Raw genomic sequence first — 25,863 nt, forward strand, 5'->3', positions numbered from 1 at the left:
GAATATTGCGTGGTTTTGCGCCTAGGATTCGTCCGCCGGGGTCCCTGGAGTCCAATTATTCGGAAGGCGTGATGTCTGTCCGAATTTTTTTGGGTTTGCGTCAGGGACCGGATTGGACACCGCATCATGAAATTGTTTCTACATGTATGCGGGTGGTCCTCCGCTCGTGCCCGTGCACGAGGACAAGCAGTGAGGTACCAGTGGTAGAACACAACGCAGCATCCGGCCCGCATCGTGCGGGCTCGCCGATGGCAGCCGCGCGCTTCGAGCGCCCGGGTGCCATCGGTTCCGACGTCGCCGAACGACGTAATCCGCGCCTGCAACAGGTGACGATTGGACGGGCCATATCGAGCCCGATGCCCGTATCCGAAGGCAGGAGATCGGCCCCCTGAAACAGGGCGCCGCAACCTTCGGACCAAACCCGATCCCATTACTGGACTCTCGAAGTTCAGCCCGTCAATCCACCTTTTCAAGGACGCTGAATGGCTGATTTCACCATCGCCCCGATTGGAACCTGCCGCATCCATACTCCGCTTCGCGATGCCGCGGCGCGTTATCCGATCAAACTGCAGCTCGGCCGCAACTACGGCTTCGTCCACACCTCTTCCGAGGCGCTCCAGCAGGCGCGCTTCATGCTCGGCCAGGCCGAGATCCCCGCGGACGTGCAGCGACTGATCTTCCGGCCCTCGATCGCCGGCCGCGCCGGCAATGCCGTGCACAAGCCGGCGGACCTCTACATCGTCGAACTGTCGTCGCGCAAGCTGTTGACCGTCGACGGCCATCCCATCCAGTCCAACTACCTGGGCCGCCACTTCAGCGAGTTCTTCGCCGATCGCGCGCGCGCTCGCTCGTTCTGGTCCCTGGCCACCGCCGACAGGCAGGCGGAACGCCGTGCCTTGCTGGACCAGGACCCGGTGTTCAACAGCCTGCCGGCGCACGACCGCGACGTGCTCGCCCGCATCCTGAAGCGCGAGCTTCCCGATGCCGAGATCGAAGGCGAGATGCAGCAGCTGGTCGAGCTGCTGGGCCGCGACAAGGTGGTGTTCGTCACGCACGTCAATGCCCTGACGCCGGACAATGCGCCGATCGAGTCGCGCCAGCAGCTGATCGCCGTGGTGACCGAGGCCGCGCAGCGCCTGGGCGTGCCTTGCTATGACCCGACGCCTCTGATGAACAAGATCGGCCAGGCCGACGCGATGGAAGACGGCGGGCTGGACCTGACCCATTACACCGAGATGTTCTCGGATCGCCTGGGCGCCGAGTGGTTCAAGACCTACATGCGTCCGCGGATCAGCGCATCGGCGCCGGCGCCCACCGCGGCCAAGCTCGCCGCGGACGACGCCGCCGAACGCATCGAGAGGCTGTGGGAAACGGGCGAGCTGCGCGAGGCCTCGCGCCGCGCGCGCCACGTGCTGCGCCGCCATCCCGGCCTGCCCGACCACGTCGTGCTGCTGGCCCGCATGCAGTCGGAGCTGGGCGCCTACGAGGAAGCGATCGCCCTGCTGGAAAACGCGGGCGGCGTGGTGGCCTCGGGCACCAAGGCCGAGCAGATCCTGATGCGCAGCCATTTCAGGCTCGGCCGCTACGACCTGGCGTACTCGCTGTCCGCCGGCCTGCTGGGCGACGAAAAAGAAACCCCGGAGATCGTGCGCGTGGCGGCGGCCTCCGCGGCCCAGCTGGGCCACGCGGAAGAGGCGCTGGGCAACTGGAAGCAGCTGTTCCGCATCCCGTCCGCCGACCAGGCCTGGGCGCTGGAAGCGGCGGACACCGTGTTGTCCATGCTGCAGGCCAGCGGCGACATGAAGGCCGTGCTGCGCTGGGTGGACGAGGTGCGCGCGGCGCAACCCTCGCACGGCCGCAGCTTCGCCGTGCTGTGGCGCGACCGCCTGATCGCGGGCGACCGCGCGGCGCTGCGCGCGCTGGCGTCCGAGACCCCCGCGCTGCCCGACAACGAGGTCCTGGAGCTCGTACAGGAAGCCTCGTGGCGCGGCTGCCTGGTCGCCGCGGCCGCGCTGGCCGTGTCGTGCCGCCTGCCGGCCAGCGAACAGGAAGAAGTCCGCGCGTGGCTGCAGACGCAGTCGGTGGCGTGGGCCGAGGAAGGCGCCCGCGCGCTGGACGAAGGGCGCCTGCGCGATGCCGCCGAGCGCATCTGCGCGCACCGCATGCTCGATCCCGATGCGCTGGCCGGCGCCCGCGCGCAGCGGGCCTTCGAGCGCGCCATGCGCGTGGCCGTGCGGGCCGCGCTGGTGGCGGGCAACCACAGGGAAGTGATCGAGCTGACGGACATCGCGCTGGACGCCCAGGTCGACTTCCCCGAACTGGACGCGATGCGCGGCCGGGCCGCGGATGCGCTGGGCGACACCAAGACCGCCATGCGCCATCTGGAACGGGCCGTCTCCGACGACGCCGCCCAGTTCAGCACCAAGCTGTACTTCGCCCGTGTGGCGTTCAACGGCGGCTGGTTCGGCGAGGCCATCGACGCCTACAACGCCGTGCGCAACCATGCGTCGGCGGACCAGAACGCGAAGGACGAGGCCGAGCGCCAGCTGGGCCGGCTCGGTTCGCGTTCGATCCGCGCCGCCCGGCAGCTGCTGGCCGACGGCGATCACCGCGCGGCGTGGAACCTGCTGGAGCGCATCGAGCAGTCGTGGCCGGAGATGTCCGAGGTCGCGCACGAGAAGCGCCGCGTGCTGGGCGTGCTGTACGCCGAGGTGCGCGCGCTTGAGCCGTCGAGCACGAGCGAGCGCCTGGCGGTGGGCGAGAAGATCCTGCAACTGGTGCCCGACGACGTGATCGGCCTGCGCACCGCCGCGGTCGGCGCGATGCGCCTGCATCTGTTCGAGCGTGCCTTGCCCTACTGGCAGGCGCTGCGGGCGCGTTCGGACAATCCCGAGCAATTCGACCACTACATCCAGCGTTGCGAGATCTGGATCGACAAGGCCAACCGCAGGAGAGCGGCATGACGCGTCCACAGGGTTCCGAGTCAGAGGTGGCGGAAGCGTCCGAGCTGCAGTGGGTCCAGTCGCAGCTGGAGGAGATCGTCGCGGCGTCGACCCGCGTGCTGCTCGCGCAGGAGAACCTGCCCCGCGCGCAGGCGCTGGCCGGCGAGCACATGCAGGATGCGACGGTGCGGTTCCTGCTGCTGCGCCTGAAGGAGACGGCGGGGGTCAACGAGGGCATGGCCGAGCAATGGTCGCAGTTGCTCGAGGACTGCCCGAGCGACCTGCAGATCATCCGCTACTGCGCGTCGCGGCTGGTGAAGGATCATCGCCTGGACGATGCGCTGGCGCTGATCGACCGCCACATCCCCAAGACCACGCGCAAGCCGGACAGGCTGTTCGCTCGCGCCAAGCTGCTGAGCGACATCCGCGCCCATGATCAGTCGGACGCCTTGTTCCGCCGGCTTATCGCGCGCTACGACGATCGCAATGTGCGCGTCGAGTTCGCCAAGCGCCTGCGCAAGCGCGGCCTGCTGCTGGATGCCTACCAGGCGATCCAGCCGGTGGCCGACCAGCTGGCGCCCGGCAGCAAGGCGCAGGAACTGGCCAGCGCGCTGGCCGCCGACCATGCCTTCTACCGCGAGCTCGCGTCGGACGAGGAGCTGGCCGGCAAGGACGTCAAGATCGTCTCGATGAAGCACGCGATCCTGCATTTCCGGGAACGGGAGATCGAGGAGAAGCCGCCAGAGAATCCCGTGTCGATCGCGCTGGTGACGGGCAGCCTGGGGCCCGGCGGCGCCGAGCGGCAGCTGACCCGGCTGGCCAGCGAGCTGAGCCGCATGGCGTCCTCGCCGGACCAGCGGCCGTCGTTCATGCACGTGCGGCCCGAGAAGGTCGAGGTGCTGGTGAAGCAGCACACGGATACTTCCGGCGCCAAGAAGTCGGGCATGGATTTCTTCCTGCCCGTGCTGACCAAGGCGCAGATTCCGGTGACCGAGATCAATGGCCTGCCCGCCATCGCGACCTCGCACCAGCCGGCCGACGACCCCGTGCTGGCGCGCCTGCTGGAGCAGCTGCCGCCGCCGGTGCACTACGGCGTGACGCGCCTGACGCCCATGCTGCGCGAACACGGGTTCGACGTGGTCAGCCTCTGGCAGGACGGCACGTGCCTGTTCGGCGCGCTGGCGGCGCTGCTGGCCGGCGTGCCGACCATCCACCTGGTGTTCCGGGGCTTGCCGCCGAACATCCGCAAGGACCGGTTCCGCGAGGAGTACCCGGTGCTCTACCAGGCGCTGGCACAGATCCCCGGCGTGCACTTCGTCAGCAACAGCTTCACGGCCGCGCAGGAATACGCGAAGTGGCTCGACATCCCCATCGAGCGGTTTCACATCCTGTACAACGGCGTGCCCGAGCTGGCCACCGAACCCTCGGAGGAGGACAGGCGCAAGTGGGAGGCCTTCAAGGCCAGCACGCCCGACGCCACCGAGACCATCGGCGGCGTGTTCCGGCTGGAGCCCGACAAAAGGCCGCAGCTGTGGCTCAAGCTCGCCGCGCAATACCTGAAGCGGCGGCCGCTGGCGCGCTTCTTCATCGTGGGCGACGGACGCATGCACGACAGCATGGCGGCGCTGGCCCAGGAGCTGGGCGTGACGGACAGGTTCCTGTTCGTCGGGCTGTCGAACCACGTGGGCTACTGGTATTCGCGCATGGATGCCAAGGTGCTGCTGTCCCGTTTCGAAGGCCTGCCCAACGTGCTCATCGAGGCGCAGCTGCTGGGCGTGCCGGTGGTCTCGACCCCGGCGGGCGGGGCGGGCGAATGCTTCGTGCAGAACGTGACGGGCCATCTGCTGGACGACCTGGACCATCCCGACCTGAACGAGGCCTGCGACAAGGTCGAGTCCATCGTCGACATGATGCGCGGCAACGACGTGCTGAAGCAGCACAGCCGACAGCGGGCGCGGGAACTGTTTTCGCTGAATGCGATGCTGGACAAGTTCCTGAGCCTGTGCGTCACCGTCCTGGGCGTGGCCCGCGGCGATGACGAGCAGTCCGTCGGCATGCGCCTGAGGGAAGCCTGATCGCGCGGCGTTGCGCCGTGGTCCTGGAAACAAGGAATCTATGCAAACTCACGTTCCGGCCTTCGGCCTGCAACGCAAGGCCGCACTGCTTGTGGCGATGCTGGCGACCCTGACCGTGGCGGGGTGCACGCTGCCCCGATCCGGTCCGATGATGGGCGACCTGACGTCGGGTCACGATGACAAGGACGTCATCGTGATGCCGGTGTCGCCCGAGCTCGTGCAGGCGAGCCGGCAGCCCGCCGTCGAGAATTTCCCGGCGCATTACCGCGACCTGACCCAGGCGGGCTTCGACCGCCTGGTGCCGGGCGACGGCATCAGCGTCACGGTGTGGGAGCGCGACGGCCTGGGCGTGTTCGCGGCCAACGCCGCGGGCGTCAGCGAGCTGGGCACCCACGAGATCGATCCGAAAGGCACGCTCTACCTGCCCATCCTGGGCCGCTTCAAGGCGGGCGGGCTGACGCTGGGACAACTGCACGACGCGGTGGTCGCGCGCCTGAGCAAGCTGGTGGTCGCGTCCGACGTGACGGTGACCCGAGCCGGCGAGCGCGGCCAGATGGTGACGGTGCAGGGCAACCTGACCAAGCCTGGCATGTATCCCATCACGCAGACCGCGCAGCGCCTGAGCAGCGCGCTGGCGCTGGCCGCGCCGGTGCAGACCAATCCCGAGCAGCTGGTGATCTCGCTGCGGCGCGACAACAAGGTGGCGTCGGTGCGCCTGGCGGACATCTACAACAACCAGGAGAACGACATCCTGCTGCGCGCGGGCGACGTCATCACCGCGCACGAGGCGAAGGAGTACCTGACGGTGCTGGGCGCGGCCGGCAACCAGGGCCGCGTGGCCATCAGCAAGCGCAACTACACGGTGCTCGATGCCCTGGGCGATGCCAAGGGCCTGGACGACGCGACCGCCGACCCGGCCGCGGTGTTCCTGTTCACGCCCGCCAAGGCCGGTGTGGACGGCAAGCCGGACACCGTGCCCATCGTCTACCAGTTCGACCTGACCAAGCCGGAGCAGGTGGCGATGGCCCGCCAGTTCACGGTGCGCGAAGGCGAGGCGATCTACATTTCGGATGCGACGTTCACGCAGGTGCAGAAGGTCCTGTCGGCCTTCCGCTTCAGCATGAGCGCGGGCTTCAGCGCCACGCGCGCCATCGACAGCGGTTCTGGCGGCTCCAGCCAGGTCATCAACCAGCAATAGTGCCGATGAGCAATGAGGACCGCATCCGGGGCTGGCGCAACCGGCGCCAGGAACGCAACTACACCGTAGGCGCCGGCGTCTCGGTATGGCGCCTGGATCCCGCGGCGCTGCTGGACACGAACTCGAAGCCGGACGTCCTGTTCAAGCCGCTGCTGGCTCGGCTGCAGGGCGCCCCGCACGACACCGTGGCGGCGCGGCGCGCCGTGTACGACGCCATCCAGTCCGAGCTGGACGCGGAGGTCGCGCGCCATGGCGGCGACGAGGCGCTGGCCGATTTCTCGCGGCGGCGCCTGCGCCTGATCGTGCGCCTGCTGGAGCTCGACATCCGGGCCGGCGTCGACGTGTATCGGCCGGGCTACCTGCCGGCCAAGCTGGTGGAGGAAGACCAGCGGCTGCGCGCGGCGCACGACCGGCGCGTGCAGCGGCGCAAGATGGAGGAAGCGCAGCTTGCCCGCCGCGAGGCCTCGCGCAACGACGTCGCGCTCGAGGTCGAGCTGCCGCCGGACGAGGCCCGCGACCTGGACATCCTGCGCGCCCGCGTGCGCGCGCTGCACGCGGGCCATGGCCCGCGCCGCGACGACCAGGAAGGGGCGGGCCTGCGCACGCTGTTCGCGCTGTTCGTCTACCAGCTGCACGTGATGCACGGCGAGAGCCGCCTTGCCCTGGTGTGGGCGCTGGTCGGCCCGGTGGTGCTGCTGACGCTGATCTCGTCGCTGTACTTCATCATGGGCACGCACTTCATCCTGGGCATGGACGTGCCGACGTTCTCGCTGCTGGGGGCGACCACCTGGATCATGTTCCGCCAGATCGTCTTCCGCAGCAGCACGGCCTACGTATCGGCGCGCGGGCTGCTGAACCTGCCGGGCGTCAAGCCGCTGATGCTGGCCGTGGTGCAGTCGGTGCTGTACGTGGCCGTCTACCTGGTGGTGTTCGCCGTGCTGATCAGCGCGGGCCACGCGCTGGACCTGATCACGCTACCCAACGACGTGGCCGGGTCCATGTTCTACGTGGTGCTGATGGCGGCCTGCGGCGCCGCCATGGGCGTGCTGTTCGGCGCGATCGCGACGGGCTGGCGCTTCTTCCTCAGGATCACGCCCATCATCGAGCGCTTCCTGCAGATCTTCTCGGCGGTGTTCCTGGTGTCGGAACAGCTGCCGGAGTCGCTGCGCCCGTGGGTGCTCTGGTCGCCGTTCGCGCACGGCATGCAACTGCTGCGCTCGGCGTATTTCGAGGCCTACACGTCGCAGGACGCGAGCCTGAGCTATTTCCTGACGTCGCTGGTGTTCCTGGCGGTGGCGGCCCTCGCGGCCGAGCGCCTGGCCCGCAGCAACGTCCAGCCCATGTGAGGAACGCGATGATCCATCTTCATGGCGTCACCGACGAACCCTACGCCTTCGGCAGCAGGCAGCCGCTGCTGTCCAACGCCAGCATCGACATCCCCGTCGGGCGTTATGCGCTGCTGTCGCCCACGCCGGAGCTGCATCGGCAGGTCATCGACGTGCTGTGCGGCCTGCGCCCGCCGCGCCAGGGCTTCGTGCAGCACGGCGGCAGCGTGTCGTGGGCCATCGGCCGGCAGGGCTTCATCCGCGGCAAGGCCAGCGGCCTGAACATGATCCAGCTGGTGGCCGAACGCTACGACCTCAACGCCGAGGCCACCGTCGAACTGGTGGCGGACCTCGTCAGCGAGCCCAGGAGCCTGGGCCAGCCGATGGAGCACTGGCCGATCTACGTGCGGCAGGAGTTCACGTTCGCGCTGGCGCTGGCCCCCGCCTTCGACGTGTACGTGATCGAGGGGGCCATCCCCTTCGAGCCCTGCCGCTTCACGCGCCTGTGGCTGGCGCTGTTCGAGGAGCGCCTGGTCGGGCGGACGCTCGTTTTTTCCAATTACCGCCGGAACCAACTGGCGGACTATTGCTTGAAAGGCTTAGTCTATGAGCGAAGTGCCCTCCGAATCGAAGATGACCTCGACTGGTGTTTCGCCCAGTTCCCGGCCAGACGATCCAGGGAGGACGCCGGCAGCGCGGGCGACGACCCCTACGGCGGAGGCTTCGACGATGTCGGCATCTGAGGGCGAGACCGAGATCGAGCGCCGCCGCCGCGAGCGGCAGGCGACGCTGCGCGACCGGCGCCGGCGGCGCTGGGTCAGCGTGTTGATCGTCATCGCGCCCGTGGTGTGCGCGCTGGTCTATGCGATGAACCTCGCCACGCCGCGCTATGAGGCCGAGTCGCGGTTCTTCGTGCAGTCGGCGTCGGGCCAGCAGTCGGCGGGCGCCGGCGCGGCCAGCCTGCTGACCACGGGCAACGGCGGCGGCATGCTGGGCGGCTTCGTGGATGGCTGGGCGGTCAAGGACTTCCTCATGTCGCGCGACAGCATGCGCCAGCTCGATCACAAGGTGGGCCTGCGCCAGTACCTGACCAACGGCGGTCTGGACCCCGCCAACCACCTGTCCGAGGACTCCAGCGAGGACGCACTCTACCGCGCCTACCAGGCCTCGGTGCAGGTGTCGTTCAATGCGCTGGAGCAGATCGACGTGCTGCGCGTGAGCGCGTTCTCGCCGGAGGACGCCGAGCTGCTGTCCAAGGCGCTGATCGAGCTGGCGGAGGACTTCGTCAGCCGGCTCAACGAGAAAGGCGTGTCCGACAAGCTGAAGGTGAGCCAGGAGTCGCTCAAGCGCGCGGAGCGCAAGGCGCTGGAAGCCCGCGACGCCCTGACGGAATGGCGCACCACCCACGGCAACATCGACCCCACGGCCACCGTGTCGATGCTGCTGAACCTGTCCAGCACGCTGGAAAGCGAACTGAACAGCGCGCAGATCAACCTGGACAAGATCCGTGCGCTGGGCAACAAGGACCATCCCATGCTGCGGCCCGCCCAGCTGCAGATCACGGCCCTGAAGAAGCGCCTGTCGGACGTGCGCGAGCGCCTGAGCGGCAAGGGCAATACGGAGGCCAAGTTGCTGAAGTCGTACGAGGCATTGCGCAATGCCCAGGCGTTCGCGGACTCCAACCTGACGCTGGCGCAGCAGTCGTACCAGCAGGCGCTGGGCGATACGCTGCGCCTGCAGCGCTACCTGTCCATCATCGCGCAGCCGGTGCCCACCGACCGGCCCAGCAGCCCGCGCACGCTGATCCTGCTGCTGGAGGCCCTGGCGCTGGGCTTCGCGCTGCTGTTCGTGGTGCGGGTGGGGATGGCCCTGCTGAAGGGAGCGCGCCATGGTTGAGGCGATGGCCGAGAATCCCGCCGCGAAGAGCGATGCACCCGGCAGGCTGCGAGAAGTCATCGCGCGCATCCGCGGTGCGGCGGACCCCGTGCGCGAGATGGCGGCGCTGGACGTGGCGCTGGTGCGGGCCGCGGACGGCCGGCGCGATGTCCGGCGGCTGCTGGTCTCGCCTTATGTGCGCGAAGGCGCGGTGGCGCCGGCCATCGCCGCGCTGGAGGTGCTGGTGTCGGCCTATCCGTCGCAGGCCGACGACCGCCGCATGCTGGCCAGCCTGTACGGCCGCACGCGGCAGTGGGACAAGGCCATCGCCCAGGCGGATGCCGCCGCGGCGATCGAGCCCGATGCGGCGGCACTGCACGCCGCGCGCATCCAGCTGCGCCTGCAGGCTGGCCTGGTGGCCGAGGCCGCCGCCGTGGCGCGCGAGACCGCCGGCCTGGCGGCCGGCGAGCCCGGCGAAGCGGGCCCATGGATGATGGCGTTCATCCGCAACGGCGACGGCGCGGAGGCCGCGCGCGTGGCCCTGCTGCTGGATGCGGCGAACCTGCCCAACGAGCGCGTGGCGGCGATGGCCGTGCGCGCCCTGTACGAAGACCAGCGGGTGGAAGCGGCGATCCGCTTCGGCGCCGCGGCGCTGGAAGCCGGCCACGATAGTGCGCCGTTGCGCACCAGCCTGGGCCAGGCGCACCTGGCGCGCGCCACCGAGGCGGACCGCAAGGAACACGCGCTGGCCCACTTCGAGGCCGCGTTGAAGGCGGCGCCCGCCGACGTCAGGGTGCTGTCGCTGTATGGCGAAACCCTGCTGCGCGCGGGACGCTACCGCGACGCGGTGGATCCGTTGCGGCGGACGGTGGAGCTGGCGCCGGACCTGGAGCACGCCCGCGTGCTCTACGCCCGCGCGCTGCGCTATTCGGCCCAGTACGCGGATGCCGCGCGAGAGGCCCTGGCCCTGCTGGAGAAGTCGCCCGACAACCTGCTTTGGCAGCGCACCGCCATCGGCGCGCTGTCGCAGGCGGGCCGCACGCAGGAAGCGGAGGCGCTGTTCCAGCGCTACGTGGCGGCCCGCGGCGCGAAGCTGCCGGACAGCTTCGAGCAAGCCGTGGCCGATATGGAGGCGCGCCTGGACAGCGCGCCGATCCCGCGGGCACGCTTCGACTGGGCCTGGTCGATGCGCGGCGATGCCGGCGCCGACCGCGCGCAATGGGAGCGCGCGGCGCGCTGGGGCCACCTGATGGACCACCTGCTGTTCGACTGGATCGAGTGCCGCGAGGACCGCGTCGAAGAGGCCATGGCGCTTTTGGGCGACCTCGAGGCCGGCGAGCGATTCTTCGCGCCGCTGCTGGCCTCCGGGCAGGGCGTCGTGGTGGCCACCGCGCACGTCGGACCCATGTACGCGGGGCTGCTGGCGCTGGAACTGCTGGGCATTCCGTCGCGCTGGCTCGCGACCGCGCCCAACATCGCCCAAAGCAGCTATTCGTCGGCGCTGATCTCCACGGCGGACCAGACCGAAGCGCAGGTCGCCAAGTCCTGCCTGCGCGCGCTCGGATCGGGCTACGTGGTGGGCCTGGCCCTGGACGGCGCGGCGAATCCGGCCGCGCCGCGCACGACCTTCGAAGGGCAGGAAGTGACCTACTCCAGTTTCGCCTCGCGCATGGCGCATCGCCTGGGCGTGCCCTCGGTGTTCTACGCGCCGCGCTGGGAGGACGGCAAGGTGGCATTCACGCTGGAGATGCTGCCCGCGGCGAACCCGGGCGAGAACGTCGAGGCGTACGCCCTGCGCTGGCAGCAGGCCTATTTCGAGCGGCTTCGGCGGCATCTGGCGGGACCGCCGGAGAACCTGCGCCTGAGCGGCGGCATCTGGCGCCACGTCACGGCCGCGGACCGATCCGCGCAGCAATGAGGAGGGCCGAGATGGTCTCGAAGATGATCCGCGGGCTGCTGGTTCTCGCGATGCTGTACGGCGGCGCTGCGGCGGCGCGCGACGCATGCGCCGTTCCCGACATGCAGTGCCCCCTGGTCTCGTCCCTGCTGCAGCAGCGCGAAGGCTACGGGCAGAAGGCCACGGGCGGCCTGGGCGGGCGCTTCGTCGAGGTCACGTCGGATAAGGACTCCGGCCCCGGCACCCTGCGCGCGGCGGTGAAGGGCGCCAAGGGGCCGACGTGGATACGCTTCGCCTCGGACATGACCATCGTGCTGGACTCGCAGATCCGCGTGCCGTCTAACATCACCATCGACGGGCGGGGCAGGCGCGTGACCCTGATCGACGACGGCATCGGCGTCTACCGCAGCAACAACGTGATCCTGACGCACCTGACCATCGACGGGCGCCTGACCCGCCTGACGCAGGCGGTGAACGTGGCCAACGGCAGCCAGGACGTGTGGGTCCACCACATGGACCTGTCGCGCTTCTCGGACCGGCTGCTGAACGTGAAGAACGGCGCGACCGACGTGACGGTGTCCTGGAACAAGTTCCACGATTCCAACAAGGTCATGCTGCTGAACAACATCACCTCGAAGGACATGTTCAAGAACCATGAACGCGATGCGATCGCGCGCGTGACGCTGCACCACAATTATTTCTACAACACGGTGCAGCGCAATCCCAGGGCGCAGTTCGGCACGTTCCACCTGTTCAACAACCTGCTGGAGAACTGGGATTTCTACGGCATGAGCTTCAGCCTGGAGGCCCGCGCCCTGGTCGAGGGCAACATCTTCAGCAACACGTCGCAGCGGCAGTGCGTGGAGCCCGAGAAGTCTCCGACGGTCGAGGGCATCTACGTGAACTATTGCGACCACATTCCCGATTCGCCCAAGCGCAGCGCGCTGGTCAACGGGGAATCCGACCGCCGCAACTACGAGCGGACCAAGTCCACCTACGGCTACCAGCGCGACTTCAAGGCCTTCCTGCGGGTGAAGGACAACCTGTATCTGGGCGAAGCCAAGCCCGTGCTGGAAGACTATCGGCCGGAGTCGGTGCCCACTGCGCCGTACTGCTACGGGTACGACGCGCCCACGCCGGACGTGGCCCAGAAGATCCGCAGGTACGCGGGCAACACGTCGGGCGAGCCGCCCGCAGCCGGGTCGCGTCGCGGAGCCCCGTGTCCGTAGCACCCATGGCATAACAGTTGCTGAAGTGTCTCCATCCTCGGCAGTCGCGGCTGCCACCATCCAAGGAGCACTTCATGAAAGCACTATGCTGGCAAGGGACGCATGACATCCGCCACGAAACGATCCCGGATCCCGCCATCGAGCACCCGCGTGACGTGATCGTGCGCGTCAGCGCGTGCGCCATCTGCGGCTCGGACCTGCACTTGTTCGACGGCTTCGTCCCCGACATGCACAAGGGCGACGTCATGGGCCATGAGTTCATGGGCGAGGTGGTCGAGGTCGGCTCGCAGAGCAAAGCGCTGCGCGTGGGCGAGCGCATCGTGGTGCCGTTCACCATCAGTTGCGGCGAATGCGACCAGTGCCGGCGCGGCAATTTCTCGGTGTGCGAGCGCACCAACCGCAATGCCGAGCGCGCCTCGAAGATGTTCGGCCATCCGACCGCGGGCCTGTTCGGCTATACGCATCTGACCGGCGGCTACGCGGGCGGGCAGGCCGAGTACGTGCGCGTGCCTTTCGCGGACACCACGCACATCAAGATCCCGGATGGCCTGACGGACGAGCAGGTGCTGTTCCTGGGCGACATCTTCCCCACGGGCTGGCAGGCGGCAAAGCAATGCGACATCCAGCCGACGGATACGGTGGCGATCTGGGGCGCGGGTCCGGTGGGGCAGATGACGGTGCGCAGCGCCATCCTGCAGGGCGCCAAGCGGGTGATCTGCATCGACCGTGTGCCGGAGCGCCTGGCGATGGCCGCCGAGGCCGGCGCCATCACGATCGACTTCGACCAGGAAAGCGTGGTGGAGATGCTGCGTGACCTGACCGACGGCAAGGGCCCGGACAAGTGCATCGACGCGGTGGGGCTGGAGGCGCATGCCTCGCGCTCGATCGATTCGATGTACGACCGCGCCAAGCAGCTGGTGGGCGCGGAGACCGACCGTCCGCACGTGCTGCGCGAGATGATCTACGTGTGCCGGCCCGCGGGCATCCTTTCCATTCCGGGCGTGTATGGCGGCCTGATCGACAAGATTCCGTTCGGCGCCTCGATGAACAAGGGCCTGACGTGGCGCATGGGCCAGACCCACGTACAGCGCTGGACGGACGAGTTGGTTCAGCTGATCGCGGAGGGCAGGATCGATCCGTCGTTCGTCATCACGCACACCGGCACGCTGGCCGACGGCCCCGAGATGTACAAGACCTTCCGCGACAAGAAGGATGGCTGCATCAAGGTCGTACTGAAGCCATGAGCCGGAGCCACCTCAAGGGCGAATCCGGGAGTGCGCCGCTCCGGCGCGTGGCCGCCGGCGGCGCCGCGGACGCCGACGTCATTCCCGAGCAGCAGCCGGCAACGCTGGACGAATGCCGGCGCTGCCCGCTGTGGAAGAATGCCACCCAGGGCGTGCCCGGCCAGGGCGGCCGGGCACCCATCATGCTGGTGGGCGAGCAGCCGGGCGACAAGGAAGACCTGGCGGGCCTGCCGTTCGTGGGGCCCGCCGGCGCGTTGCTGGACGCTGCCCTGCAGGAAGCGGGCATCGCGCGCGACGAGGTCTACATCACCAACGCGGTGAAGCACTTCAAGTGGGAATTGCGCGGCAAGCGCAGGATGCACAAGACGCCCGGGCAGCGCGAGATCCTGGCCTGCCGTTATTGGCTGGACGACGAACTGGAGCGCGTGAAGCCCGGTGTCATCGTGGCGCTGGGGGCTACGGCGCTGGGGGCGGTGATGCCAGGCACGAAGACGGCACTGACTCCCAACCTGGGCCGCACATTGTCGGCGGGCGACCGCAAGGTCGTGCCGACCTACCATCCCTCGTTCGCGCTGCGCACGCCTGATCGCGAAGCGCGCGAGCACGCGTTCCAAACCATCGTGCAGGCGCTCAAGCGGGCCAGACGGCTGACGCAGCATTGAGGCGGGCCGCGGCGTCCGCTCAGGTCCGTCGCCGACGGACCGACGCGTGCCGCGCGGCCGCCAGGTCCGGACAGTGGGCCACGCCGGCCTGCGTTCAATCCTCGTCGTTGCGGCGCGCGCGGTCCAGATCCCGCTCGTCCAACGGAGTGCCCTTGTCCTGATCGTAGCCGGGCAGGGTGCCGGTGCGGCGTTCCCTTTCCTCGACGATCTCGGCCTGGTCGAAGCCGGCCTTGTCCCGCGTATCGGCCTTGGGGGGATGATCGATGTCGGGCCGCGGATCCGACTCATCCGGCTTGGTGCTGGGACGCAATGCGCCCGCGTTGACGTCCGGCTGGCCCGGGATGCGGTCGGGCTCGGGCGGCTGCTTGGTGGTATCGGACATGCATGGGCTCCTGGCGCGGCCCTGGACGGCCGGCAAAAAAAGGGGGGACGGCGGTCCCCGGTCACACCTCGCGCGGGGCGAGGTCGGCGGGCTTGGGCAGCGCGGCAAGAATTACAACAGCCTGCGCCCATACCTCACGCCTGGTCTCCCTGGTGGGGATGGTCTTGCGAGCACCTCGGCGTTGCCGGGCGCAGGTTGCCTGGTCCAGCCGCGAGGGCAGGACCGAGGCGGGGCACGCGCGCTTCTGCCGCGCCCCATCCGTCTGGTGCCGATAGTCGGAGGGGCTTACCAAGGGGCAAAGGACATGACGATGGCGACGACCAGGACGATGGCCAGCAGGGTGAGGATCTGTTGTTTGCGCATGGTTCAGCCTTTTCTGAGAGTTGGAACGTGCCGTGCAGGGGGCCTTGGGCACGGTGCTTGCTAACCGTCGCCCGACTTGGCTGGCGTGCTCCGCGACACAGCACGACGGCCCAGTCATGGGGGTGACGTCCCCTTGTCGCAAGTGGCGTGCCTGCCCTGTTGTCTTCGATTGCAGCAGGCCTGCCCGGCGCGGACGTCCTCCGCAACGCCCTTATCTCTCAAGGAGCCCATATGGCCACCCGCAAGCGCCAACCGGCGAAAGGTCCACAACAAGCCGCCGTCGACACCGCCTATCTCAATTCGGACAGCGGACCGGCCATGCCGCCTTCGCCGCAGGCCGCGCACCCCGCGCTGAAGAAAACGCGCGCGGTGGGCGAGATGGTCGAGGCCATGCCCGCCAATGCCACCAAGGCTGCGGAATATGGCGCCCAGTCCGGCTGTCCGTTCTCCGGCAAGACCGTGGCGCCCAAGGATCCGACCGCCGTGGGCAGCACCCTGACGGAATTGAACACCTCGCCGAAGACCGGCGGCGCGGCCGAGCCGGGCGTGAATGCCGCCGGCGGCGAGTTGCCGCGCGTGCGCGTCGACAGCGAAGGGCAGGGCATGACGACCAACCAGGGCGTGCCGGTTGCGGACAACCAGGCCTCGCTGAAGGCAGGCCTGCGCGGCCCCGCGCTGCTGAAGGATTTCATCCTGCGCGAGAAGATCACGCACTTCGACCACGAGCGCATTCCCGAGCGCATCGTGCATGCGCGCGGCTCGGCCGCGCACGGCTACTTCGAGTGCTACGAGCCGCTGACCGACCTGACCTGCGCCACGCCTTTCGCCGAAGCCGGCAAGCGCACGCCGGTGTTCGTGCGTTTCTCCACCGTGGCAGGCGAGCGCGGCTCGAAGGACACCGCCCGAGACGCGCGCGGCTTCGCGGTCAAGTTCTATTCGGACCAGGGCAATTGGGACCTGGTGGGCAACAACATTCCGGTGTTCTTCATCCAGGACGCGATGAAGTTCCCGGACCTGGTGCATGCGGTCAAGCCCGAGCCGCATCACGGCATGCCGCAGGCCGCGTCGGCGCACGACACCTTCTGGGACTTCATCTCGCTGATGCCCGAGTCCGTGCACATGATCATGTGGGTGATGTCCGACCGCGGCATCCCGCGCAGCTACCGCATGATGCAGGGCTTCGGCGTGCACACGTTCCGCTTCGTCACCGCCGAGGGCAAGTCCAGCTTCGTGAAGTTCCACTGGAATCCCAGGCTGGGCACGCATTCGCACGTATGGGAAGAGGCCGTGAAGATCTCGGGCGCCGACCCCGACTACCACCGCCGCGACCTGTGGGAAGCCATCGAGGCGGGCGAGTATCCCGAATGGGAACTGTGCGTGCAGGTGTTCGACGAGGCCCAGGCGGAGTCCTTCAGCTTCGACGTGCTGGATCCGACCAAGATCATTCCCGAGGAACTGGTGCCGCTGCGGCCCGTGGGCAAGCTGGTGCTGGACCGCAATCCGGACAACTTCTTCGCCGAGACCGAGCAGGTGGCCTTCTGCGCGGCGCACGTGATCCCCGGCATCGACTTCACCAACGATCCGCTGCTGGCCGGCCGCATTCACTCGTATGTGGACACGCAGATCTCGCGCCTGGGCGGCCCGAATTTCCACGAGATCCCGATCAACGCGCCGGTGGCGCCCGTGCACAACAACCAGCGCGACGGCATGCACCGGCAGGCCATCCATCGCGGGCGCGTGGCCTACGAGCCCAATTCGCTGGCGGGCGGCTGCCCGTTCCAGGCCGGCACCGCGGGCTTCGTGCCGTTTCCCGAGCCCGTCGAGGGCAACGAGCTGCGCGGCAAGCCGGAGAAGTTCGCCGAGCACTACAACCAGGCCACGCTGTTCTACGAGAGCCAGGCCCCGCACGAGCAGCAGCACATCATCGACGCCATCGCCTTCGAGCTGAGCAAGGTCACGGTGCCCGGCATCCGCCGCCGCATGGTCTCGCTGCTGCGCAACGTGTCCGACGAGCTGGCGCAAGGCGTGGCCGATGGCCTGGGCATGACCGAGCTGCCGGAACCGATGCCGCGCGCCACCGAGAAGACCTTCAAGCCCGAAGTGACGCGTTCCGAGTTCCTGTCGCTGCTGGCGCGGCCGGGCGAGGGCGGCATCCGCACCCGCAAGATCGCCATCATGGTCGCCCAGGGCGTGGATGCCGATGCCGTGCGGCAGACGGCGCAGGCCTTGATCGACCAGGGCGCCGTGGTGCGGCTGGTGGGCCAGCGCATCGGCGTGCTGCCGTGCGACGGCAAGGACGTGCTGGACCTGGATGCGTCGTTCAAGAACAGCCCGTCGGCGCTGTTCGACGCCGCCGTGATCCCCGCTGGCGAAGGCGCGGTCGACCTGCTGTGCGGCGACGGCCTGGCGCTGGAGTTCGTGCGCGATCAGTATCGCCACGGCAAGCCGATGCTGGCCCTGGGCGAAGGGCGCCGCCTGCTGGAGCAGGCCGGCATTCCGCCCGATGAGCCGGACGATGGCCTGATCCTGGCCGAGGCCGCGGGCAAGGATGGCATCGCCGAATTCGTGAAGGCGATCGAGCAGCACCGCCATCCGATCCGCGAGAGCGATCCGCCGGTGGTGTAAGGCGCGCGGCGCCGCCGCAATGAGAGAAGGCCAGTTCCTTGCGGGGAACTGGCCTTCTTTTTTCCGGGCTCGACGGCCATTCCGGCCGCGGACGTCGATCCCGCGGCGCGGAGCGTTCAGGCCCTTACAGCGGCGTTTTGCACTCGGTGTCCGAGTACGTCTGCTCGCTGACCTTCACCCAGCCCTTGCCGGGCGATTCGGGTTCGCAGACGGTCTCGCCGGTGGCGTTGTTCTTCCACAGGTAGTACATGCTGGGCTGGGCCACCGTGGCGGCGGACCATGCCAGCGCGGCGGCAATCAGTACGGTCTTGGTCTTCATGATCGTTCCTTTGCAGTGGGTGTCATGGGGTCACGAGGCTTTCGCCGACCCCGATCGCCAGCTTCCTCGATTGTTGCACGATGGCCGTGCGATAGGCTTCGAAGCGTGCGTCCGTGTACGAGTTGTCGTCGCGCGGAAAACCGCCCGCGGCCGCCGTGCCGTTGTAGAAGTTGTTCATCACCGGGATGTGGATGTGGCCCGCGGGAATGGACAGGCCCATGGTGTCACGCAGCAGCGTGTTGCGATAGGCGCTTTCGTTGGACAGGTAGTCGCCGCCGCCGCCCGTTCGAGAGCACCACGTGGGATCCGGCGCGTGCACCTGCGACGGGTCCGGCATGGCGTTGACCACGCCGTGCCACGGCTCGGTCACCGTGTTGGTGCTGTCGCAGTTGGGGAAGTAGCTGTAGTTGGTGTGCCACGTCACGTCGAAGCCCTCCGTGCCGGCGCTGGTGGCTCCGGGCGGACGGATGATGCCGCTCTGCGTGTTGGCCAGCAGCAGCGCTTCCACGGGCATCGACGCAGTCGTGAACTGCGGCGGCGAGGTCCTCGCCCACGCGCTGATCGAGTCCGTACCGTTCAGCCAGCGCTGCTGCACCACGGTATTGCAGCCCGATCCCGGCAGCGTGATCGGATCGGCGCCCGGCGCGGTGACGGTGCCCAAGGGCAGGACGACGGCGGGCAGGCGCGTGCCGGTGGGGCAGTAGACGATGCCGTCGTTGCCGGCGGACGAGCCGTGGAAGCGGCCGTTCCACTGCTCCAGCCAGAAGATGTTGCTGCCGCCCTGGCTGAAGGTGACCGATGCGTTCACCTGCTGCGGACCTGCCTTGAACCACGGGCCCAGCGTGTCTTCCTGCATGCCGCGGTTGAACGGGTCGTAGCTGACGGGCAGCACGTAGGCCTCGACGTGCAGCACCGAGCCGTCGGACAGCGTGTATTCGCGGCCGTCCAGCTCCAGCGCGGTGGCGCCCGAGGGGTTGCCGTTGCGCAGGCCGGTGTTCGGCGTGCCTGGCGTGCCCAGCGTGAAGACGTCGAAGCCGCTGATGATCATGCGCCGATAGGGCTTGCCCGAGGCCGCGTTGCCTTCGGGCAGGCCGATGTCGTACTGGCCGCGCGAGGCGCGTTCGAATTCCCATTGCAGGTCGGCCATCTGGCTGGCCGTTGGGGCCCATTCGGGCGCCCACTGGCGCAGCACCTTGGTCATCTGCACGCGCGTCCAGTACAGCATCCGGTCGTCGCTCTGCGGCAGCGTCTCGCCCGCTTGCGCGGCACGGCGGCCCTGCACGCGGTCCACCGCGGCGCGCCACAGTTCCTGGCCTTTCTCCTTCACCAGGGCCATGGCCTGGTCCTGCGTCAGCACGCTGGTGTTGCCGTCGTCGCCGCACAGCGAGGCGGCGAAGGCGGGTGCATAACCCTGGAAGCCGGCCGCGTTGACGATGCGCGTGGCCAGCGGGGTCTGGTCGGTGCCGATCACGTTGGCGCCGGAGAACGGCAATGGCGTGTCAAGCCGGCGTTCCTCGAACGCCAGCTGCACGTCCGTGTTCCACTTGCAGGATGCGACCTGCGCCGGGGGCGGTTCGGTGGGTGGGGCCGACGCTTCGTCGTCATCGTCGTCGTTGCCGCCGCAGGCGCTCAATGCCAGCACCGACGCCGCCGCGACCAGGGCCCATCTGTTTGCGCTGAAAGTCCTCACTTCAATCTCCGATCGAAAGATTGGGTTCTCCGTTGAACCCGACGTGAGCCGGCCGCACGCGCCGGGCAGGGCAAGCCTGTCCGGGCACGATGCCGGCACTCCCAGGCGGGCTTCGCCGCCGTCCGCCGGCGCGGACGGCGGCGAAGTCCGTCAGTGTTCGTGTGCGGTGCGGCTGGGCGAGCCGGCGCGGTACCGGCCTGCGGCTATGCTGGGTGGTCGTGCCAACCGGGGGCTGGCGTGCGGCGCGCGCGACGCGCGGATCGGCCTGGCGAGGCTACGATCGAGGGCCGGCCGCGAGACTTCGCGGCCAGGGTATTCGGGCATGGAAGTGTCCTCCCGGCCCGGGTCTGAATTGCCGTGCATTGCTTCCCCTTTTGTTGAACAATCTTTTTTTGTTGGTCATACAAACAGGCGGAATTGCTCCGTCAAAGTCATTATCGTGTACTGCCATGGCGTTTTCGCACTGGTGAAAACCCTGCGATCAGGGAGAACACCTAGTTGTTTGAAGAACAAAATGGATTATTTGTTCAACAATACTTACATATGCTATCTGGAGTCAGTATGACCGCCACGTCCGAGTCCGCCGCCAATACGCTGACGTTGATCGAGAAGGTCACCGAACGGATCCGCGCGCAGCTGGTCAGCGGCGAGCTGCGGCCCAACCAGCGCCTGCTGGAGTCCGCGCTGAGCGAAAAGCTGGGCATTTCGCGCAACACGCTGCGCGAGTCGTTCCGCCTGCTGACCAAGGAGGGCCTGCTGCGGCACGAGTCCAATCGCGGGGTGTTCGTGGCCACGCCCAGCATCGCGTCCATCATCGACATCTATCGCGTGCGGCGCGTGGTCGAATGCCGCGCGCTGAGCCAGGCCTACCCGCGCCATCCCGCGGGCCGCCAGATGCGCCAGGCCATCGAGAAGGCCTATGCCGCGCAGCAGAAGTCGGATTGGCGCACGGTGGCCACGGCCAACATGGAGTTCCACGCGGCCGTGGTGGCGCTGGCCGACAGCGAGCGGCTCAGCACGTTCTACGACCAGATCGCGGCGGAACTGCGGCTGGCCTTCGGCCTGGTGGACGATCCCGAGTACCTGCACGCGCCGTTCCTCGACCTGAACAACGAACTGATCGAGATGTTCGAGGCCGGCCGCGCCGAAGCCGCGGCGCAGGAGTTGGAGCACTACCTGACGCGGTCGGAGCGGATGGTGCTGGCGCTGTATGCGAAGTTCACGACGTGAAGGACAGAGGTCTCACGCGCACGCGCCGATCGTTGTCATGGATTCCCGATCGGTAATTTTTATTACGGCCGGCCGCTCGGGTGGTGTCATATTGCCGTTCGGTAATTACCCTTTAGGTCGGAGGCTCGTATGAGAGGAAAATTACCTTTCGGTAATTCATCGGACCGTCCTGCTCCCGTGCATAGCGTGGACGACATCGGCCGCCTCATCCAGGCGACCCGCAAGGCGCAGGGCATGACGCAGCTGGACGTGGCCGGCCTTGCTGGCTTGGGTAACCGCTTCATCGTCGAACTGGAGCAGGGCAAACCTACCGTGCAGACCCAGAAGGTGCTCGACGTGCTGGCCCTGCTGGGCCTGGAAGTCGGGATACGGGCGAAGGGGCGGTGATCGCGGCCGCCAGCGCGAATCGGCAGGGGGGGCCGTCCTTCGCGGATTGCTATCACCTGGTCAAGGAGGTGTCCGCGCAGCCGGCGGTGGACCTGCGCAATCTGCTGTGCTGGCTGTTCTTCAACCTGTACGTGGGCAACCACGATACGCATGCCAAGAACCTGTCGATACTTGCCACGCCAGGCGGCCTGCGCCTGGCGCCGTTCTACGACATGATGAGCACGCGCGTCTATCCGGGCCTGGGCGAGTCTTTCGCGTTCGCGATCGGCGGCGAAGCGCGGCCCGGACGGATCGGCATGCCGCACCTGGCCGAGCTGGCGGGCGTATTGCGCGTGGCGCCCCGATATCTTAAGAAGATCGCCCACGACATGGCGTTGGCGGTACAGGCGGCCATTCCCGCCGCCGCCGGCAGGCTCGATGAACAGTTGCCTCATGCCGAGCGCGTCGTGGCGCTTCGGCTTCAACAGATGGTCAATGGGCTGGTGCGCCAGATGCGCAGGCGCCTGTCGGGCGACGCGCCCGGCGACGATCCGGAGCACGGCGGGCGTTGAAGGCCGGCGTGGATCAGGCCCCCGCCGGCGCCCGCGGCCCCTGCGGCCTGCCCGGCCCCGAGAACCGCTGCGACGCGAAGATCTGCACGATGCCCGCCGTCATGCCCAGCGCGGCGGCCGCCTGCCAGGCCAGCGTGTAGTCGTGCATGATCTGGTAGACCAGCCCGCCGCCCATCGCGCCCAGGAAGCTGCCCAGCTGGTGGCTGCAGAACGCCACGCCGGCCAGCATGGCCTGCCAGCGCAGGCCGAAGGTCTCGGCGATCCAGCCCGACACCAGCGGCACCACGCCCAGCCACAGGAAGCCCATGATGCCGGCGAACACCAGCGTCGATACCGGCGTGGGCAGGGTGTGGAAATACCAGACGACGGTGATCGAGCGCATGACGTAGATGGCGCCCAGCAGCGTCTGCTTGTTCCAGCGGCCGCCGGCCCAGCCGAAGAACAGGCTGCCCACGGCATTGAAGGCGCCGATCACGGCCAGGGCCTGCGCCGACAGCATGGGGTCCATGCCGCACAGGTCCAGGTACGTGGCCAGGTGCGTCTGCAGGAAGATCAGCTGCATGCCGCAGACGAAGTAGGCCGTGGCCATGATGACGAAGGGCATGTTGCGGGCCGCCTGGCGCAGCACGTCGCGCGCGGTGGCTTCCTTGCCGTCCGGCATGGCGGGGGCGGGCGGACGCGGCAGCGCGTCGACGCGGCCCGCGAGCCAGGCGGCCGGCAGCATCGCCACGGCCAGGATGATGAAGGTGAGGCCGCCCATGCGCCAGCCGGCATCCTGCGCGATGTACTGGCCCAGCGGCGCGGCCAGCATGGCGCCCAGCGAGCCGCACGAGGACACCAGCCCCAGCACCAGGCTGCGCGCGGCGGGCGGAACGGGCCGCACCGACGCGGCCATGGCCACCGCGCTGCCCGTGCACGCCATGGCCACGCCCACCGCGAAGCCCGCGCCCAGGATCACGCCCAGCAGCCCCTGTGCCGTGGTGAACAGCACCATGCCCAGCAGGTAGAGCACCGACCCGGCCATCATCATCGGCCGGAAGCCGATGCGCGTGACCAGCGCGCCCGCGAAGGGCTGCATGATGCCCCACGTGAGGTTCTGGATGGAGATGGCGATGGTGAAGTCGCTGACGGAGATGCCCAGGTCGCGTGTCAGCGGAGGAATGAAGATGCCCAGGCTCTGGCGCAATCCCATCGACAGGCTGAGCATGAGGGCTGCGCCGACCAGGATGGGCAGGGCGGGCCGCAGCGCGGACCACTTCGATGAGGCGGATGACATCAGGACGACGGCGAAGGTGGCGGGGCCGGCGCGACCGGGGGCGTCGGGCAAGGGTGTAGTGTGGACATCGCGGGGCGGTGCTGTCAATCCCGGAATATGGGTTGGGCGTCCAATCATATGGAGAACGAAGAAAGCCAAGCGGCGCGGGCGCAGCGCTGTTTGCGGCCGCGCGGCCTGTGCAGCGTTGGAGACGATCAGTACAATGTCCCGATTTCCCATTATTTAGGATGCTTTCATGGACAAGACGTTGCTCAAGGGCTTGACCGTCCTCGAGGCCGTGACGGATGTCGAGCATCCCACGCGCACCATCGACGAGCTGGCCGCACGCGTCGGGCTCACGCGCAGCAATACGCACCGCACGCTGCAGACGCTGATGCACGCCGGCTACATCGTGCGCGACGACGAAGGCCTCTACCGCGGCGGCGTGCGCCTGTTCGAGCTGGCGGCGCGCCAACTGGCCCACCTGGACCTGCGGCGCGTGGCCGCGCCCAGCATGCGCACGCTGGCCGAGCAGACCGGCGAGACGGTGCACCTGTCCGTGCTGGACGGCATGGAAGTGGTCTACATCGACAAGATCGACAGCCCGCAGCCAATCCGCGCGTATTCGATGATAGGCGGGCGCGCGCCAGCCTACGCGGTGGCCACCGGCAAGGTGCTGCTGGCGTATCAACCGGATGGCTACATCGAGAAGCGTGCAGCCGAGCTGCCGCGCTACACCTCGGCCACGCTGACCTCGCTGCCCGTGCTGAAGGACGAGCTGCGCAAGGTGGTGCGGGTGGGCTATGCCATGAACCGCGGCGAATGGCGCGACGGCGTGGGCGGCATCGCCGTGGCCATCTTCAACGCGCTGGACGACGTGGTGGGGGCGGTGGGCATCTCGGGCCCGCTGGATCGCCTGTCGCTGGCGCGCGTGAAAGAGGCCGGGCAGCAGGTGAAGGCCTGCGCCCGCGAGATCTCGGCGGCGCTGGGGCACCAGGAGCCAGCCTGACGAAGGCCCGCCGGGCAAGGGGCGCGGCGGCCGCCATGCGCCGTCCCGGTCCTGGGATGTGGCCGGAACGCGGCAGGACCGCCGTCATGCGACGGCTGTCGTGAATCAGGCCGCCGTGGAGACGGCCGCCGTGTCCGCCACCCAGCGTGCCACAGCCTTGCGATCCACCTTGCCCACGCTGTTCTCGGGCAGGCCCGGGCTGGCGTACACCGCGTGCGGCTCGTAGATGCGTCCCAGGCGGTCGCGCACGGCGTTGCGCAGCGCGTCGGCATCGGGCGCCTGGTTGGCCGCGCGCGGCACCACCACGGCCACGGGCACCTCGCCCAGGTCCGCATCCGCCTGGCCCACCACGCAGCAGGCCGCCACGCCGGGCTGCTGGCACAGCACGTCCTCGATCAGCTTGGGCGAGAGGTTCTCGCCGCCGCGGATGATCACTTCCTTGATGCGCCCCGTGATGCTGAGATAGCCATCGGCGTCGAAGCGCCCCAGGTCGCCCGTGCGCAGCCAGCCGTCGCGCACCGGGGCGTCGCCGTCGTGGCCCAGGTAGCCCAGCATCAGGGCATCGCCGCCGATGCAGATCTCGCCTTCGGCATCGGCCGCCACGGGCTTGCCCTGCGCATCCAGCAATGCGATGCGCTGGCCCGGCAGCGCCGTGCCCACCGTGCCGATGCGGCGCGCGCCCGGGGGATTCATGGTCGAGGTGCAGGTCGCTTCCGACAGGCCATAAGACACTACCAGCTGGCAGCCCAGGAAGGCCTCGATGTCGCGGTGCAGCGCCGTCGTGATGGGCGCCGAGCCGCAGCGCGCCATGCGCAGGCCTGCCAGCGCGCCCGGCGGGAAGTCCTGCTGCAGCATGCGCGCGTACATGGTGGGCACCCCCGTGACCAGCGTGGGCGCGAAGCGCGCCATCAGCGCCGGCATGTCCTCGGCGCGGAAGCGTCCGGCCAGCGCCACCGTGGCGCCGCAGGCCAGCGGCGCGTACACCTGGTTGTTGATGGCGTTGGTGTGGTGCAGCGGCATGATGTGCAGCAGCCGGTCGTGCGGGCCCAGGCCGGTGTGGGCGATGATGCCCCGGCTGTTGAGCCACGCTCCGCGATGCGACAGCAGCACGCCCTTGGGTTTGCCGGTGCTGCCCGACGTGAACAGCAGCAGGGCGGGGCTGGCCGGATCGGGATCGGGCGCCCACCAGGGCTCGGCGTCTTCCAGCGCGGTGTAGCGCAGCCGCTGGCCGGCAGGCAGGCCGCTGGCGTCGGCCAGCGCCTGATTGTCGGCGTCGTGCACCAGCCAGCGCAGGCCCACGGCCTGCACGCGGCGGCGCGTCTCTTCCGCGGCCAGGCGGGGCTCCAGCGGGCAGGGGCACGCGCCCGCCGCCATCGTGGCCAGCAGCGCCAGCACCTGGCGCGGACCGCGCTCCAGCGCAAGCGCCACATAGTCGCCCGGCTGCACGCCGGCACGGCGCAGGCCGCCGGCCAGCACGCGCACGTCACGGTCCAGTTGCGGGTACGTCCAGCTGGCCATCTCGGTGACCAGGGCGGCCTGCTCGCGCAGCGCGGGGTCCTGCCACGCAGCGCGCCAGGCCTGCGGCAAGGATTGCATGTCGGTCAT

Annotated in this window: 20 protein-coding genes; 15 read left to right on the forward strand and 5 right to left on the reverse strand. The window is 68.6% G+C overall.

Features of this window, described 5'->3' with window-relative positions; genetic code table 11:
- Positions 1-482 precede the first annotated feature (482 nt).
- From FS845_RS14000 to FS845_RS14045, 10 genes are all read left to right on the forward strand, one after another.
- Positions 483-2,963, forward strand: coding sequence for a hypothetical protein (locus FS845_RS14000; protein WP_144636178.1), 2,481 nt, complete (start codon positions 483-485; stop codon positions 2,961-2,963).
- Positions 2,960-5,017: a glycosyltransferase gene (locus tag FS845_RS14005; protein ID WP_144636181.1), complete on the forward strand. Its 2,058-nt coding sequence runs from the start codon at positions 2,960-2,962 to the stop codon at positions 5,015-5,017. Before FS845_RS14000 ends, FS845_RS14005 begins: the two co-directional genes overlap by 4 nt.
- Positions 5,018-5,057: 40 nt before the next feature.
- A complete protein-coding gene (locus tag FS845_RS14010; RefSeq protein ID WP_144636184.1) occupies positions 5,058-6,215 on the forward strand; it encodes a polysaccharide biosynthesis/export family protein in 1,158 nt (385 codons plus the stop codon).
- A 5-nt stretch (positions 6,216-6,220) separates the two neighbouring features.
- On the forward strand, positions 6,221-7,561 hold the full coding sequence (locus FS845_RS14015) for an ABC transporter permease (RefSeq protein WP_144636186.1): 1,341 nt from the start codon (positions 6,221-6,223) through the stop codon (positions 7,559-7,561).
- Positions 7,562-7,569: 8 nt separating this feature from the next.
- Positions 7,570-8,283 (forward strand): ATPase, encoded by a 714-nt coding sequence (locus tag FS845_RS14020; RefSeq protein ID WP_144636189.1) that lies wholly within the window; start codon positions 7,570-7,572, stop codon positions 8,281-8,283.
- Positions 8,270-9,436 carry a sugar ABC transporter gene (locus FS845_RS14025; RefSeq protein WP_260986284.1) on the forward strand — a complete coding sequence of 389 codons (1,167 nt, stop codon included), beginning with the start codon at positions 8,270-8,272 and terminating at the stop codon, positions 9,434-9,436. Before FS845_RS14020 ends, FS845_RS14025 begins: the two co-directional genes overlap by 14 nt.
- Complete coding sequence (locus FS845_RS14030; protein ID WP_144636194.1) at positions 9,429-11,333, forward strand: Vi polysaccharide transport protein VexE; 1,905 nt, start codon at positions 9,429-9,431, stop codon at positions 11,331-11,333. Before FS845_RS14025 ends, FS845_RS14030 begins: the two co-directional genes overlap by 8 nt.
- A gap of 11 nt (positions 11,334-11,344) precedes the next feature.
- The gene (locus FS845_RS14035; RefSeq protein ID WP_144636199.1) at positions 11,345-12,541 is read left to right on the forward strand and encodes a polysaccharide lyase family 1 protein; all 1,197 of its coding nucleotides are present in this window, start codon (positions 11,345-11,347) and stop codon (positions 12,539-12,541) included.
- A 74-nt stretch (positions 12,542-12,615) separates the two neighbouring features.
- Entirely contained in the window at positions 12,616-13,785 is a 1,170-nt protein-coding gene (locus FS845_RS14040) for a zinc-dependent alcohol dehydrogenase (protein ID WP_144636204.1), read from the forward strand.
- A complete protein-coding gene (locus tag FS845_RS14045; RefSeq protein ID WP_144636207.1) occupies positions 13,782-14,447 on the forward strand; it encodes a UdgX family uracil-DNA binding protein in 666 nt (221 codons plus the stop codon). Before FS845_RS14040 ends, FS845_RS14045 begins: the two co-directional genes overlap by 4 nt.
- A gap of 94 nt (positions 14,448-14,541) precedes the next feature.
- Here FS845_RS14045 and FS845_RS14050 read toward each other — a convergent pair whose 3' ends face one another.
- Entirely contained in the window at positions 14,542-14,829 is a 288-nt protein-coding gene (locus FS845_RS14050; protein WP_144636210.1) for a hypothetical protein, read from the reverse strand.
- A 594-nt stretch (positions 14,830-15,423) separates the two neighbouring features.
- Between FS845_RS14050 and FS845_RS14055 the strand changes: the two genes are divergently transcribed.
- Complete coding sequence (locus tag FS845_RS14055; protein ID WP_144636213.1) at positions 15,424-17,817, forward strand: catalase; 2,394 nt, start codon at positions 15,424-15,426, stop codon at positions 17,815-17,817.
- A 124-nt stretch (positions 17,818-17,941) separates the two neighbouring features.
- On the opposite strand, the gene FS845_RS14060 is transcribed toward FS845_RS14055, so the two are convergent.
- Both FS845_RS14060 and FS845_RS14065 read right to left on the reverse strand, forming a co-directional pair.
- Positions 17,942-18,136, reverse strand: a complete 195-nt coding sequence (locus FS845_RS14060; protein WP_144636219.1) for a hypothetical protein — start codon at positions 18,134-18,136, stop codon at positions 17,942-17,944.
- A gap of 22 nt (positions 18,137-18,158) precedes the next feature.
- Positions 18,159-19,826 carry a hypothetical protein gene (locus FS845_RS14065; protein WP_222129993.1) on the reverse strand — a complete coding sequence of 556 codons (1,668 nt, stop codon included), beginning with the start codon at positions 19,824-19,826 and terminating at the stop codon, positions 18,159-18,161.
- 561 nt (positions 19,827-20,387) lie between these two features.
- On the opposite strand from FS845_RS14065, the gene FS845_RS14070 reads away from it, so the two are divergent.
- From FS845_RS14070 to FS845_RS14080, 3 genes are all read left to right on the forward strand, one after another.
- A complete protein-coding gene (locus FS845_RS14070) occupies positions 20,388-21,056 on the forward strand; it encodes a GntR family transcriptional regulator (protein WP_144636223.1) in 669 nt (222 codons plus the stop codon).
- Positions 21,057-21,233: 177 nt separating this feature from the next.
- On the forward strand, positions 21,234-21,443 hold the full coding sequence (locus tag FS845_RS14075; protein WP_260986285.1) for a type II toxin-antitoxin system Y4mF family antitoxin: 210 nt from the start codon (positions 21,234-21,236) through the stop codon (positions 21,441-21,443).
- Positions 21,440-21,994, forward strand: coding sequence for a HipA domain-containing protein (locus FS845_RS14080; RefSeq protein ID WP_144636233.1), 555 nt, complete (start codon positions 21,440-21,442; stop codon positions 21,992-21,994). The genes FS845_RS14075 and FS845_RS14080 overlap by 4 nt, the downstream gene beginning before the upstream one ends.
- Positions 21,995-22,007: 13 nt before the next feature.
- On the opposite strand, the gene FS845_RS14085 is transcribed toward FS845_RS14080, so the two are convergent.
- Complete coding sequence (locus tag FS845_RS14085) at positions 22,008-23,270, reverse strand: MFS transporter (RefSeq protein WP_260986286.1); 1,263 nt, start codon at positions 23,268-23,270, stop codon at positions 22,008-22,010.
- A gap of 235 nt (positions 23,271-23,505) precedes the next feature.
- Between FS845_RS14085 and FS845_RS14090 the strand changes: the two genes are divergently transcribed.
- The gene (locus FS845_RS14090) at positions 23,506-24,258 is read left to right on the forward strand and encodes an IclR family transcriptional regulator (RefSeq protein ID WP_144636238.1); all 753 of its coding nucleotides are present in this window, start codon (positions 23,506-23,508) and stop codon (positions 24,256-24,258) included.
- Positions 24,259-24,363: 105 nt separating this feature from the next.
- Here the strand turns inward: FS845_RS14090 and FS845_RS14095 are convergent, their stop codons facing one another.
- Complete coding sequence (locus FS845_RS14095; RefSeq protein ID WP_144636242.1) at positions 24,364-25,863, reverse strand: class I adenylate-forming enzyme family protein; 1,500 nt, start codon at positions 25,861-25,863, stop codon at positions 24,364-24,366.

It is taken from the genome of Bordetella genomosp. 13, from assembly GCF_007679965.1.
Lineage (GTDB): Bacteria > Pseudomonadota > Gammaproteobacteria > Burkholderiales > Burkholderiaceae_B > Bordetella.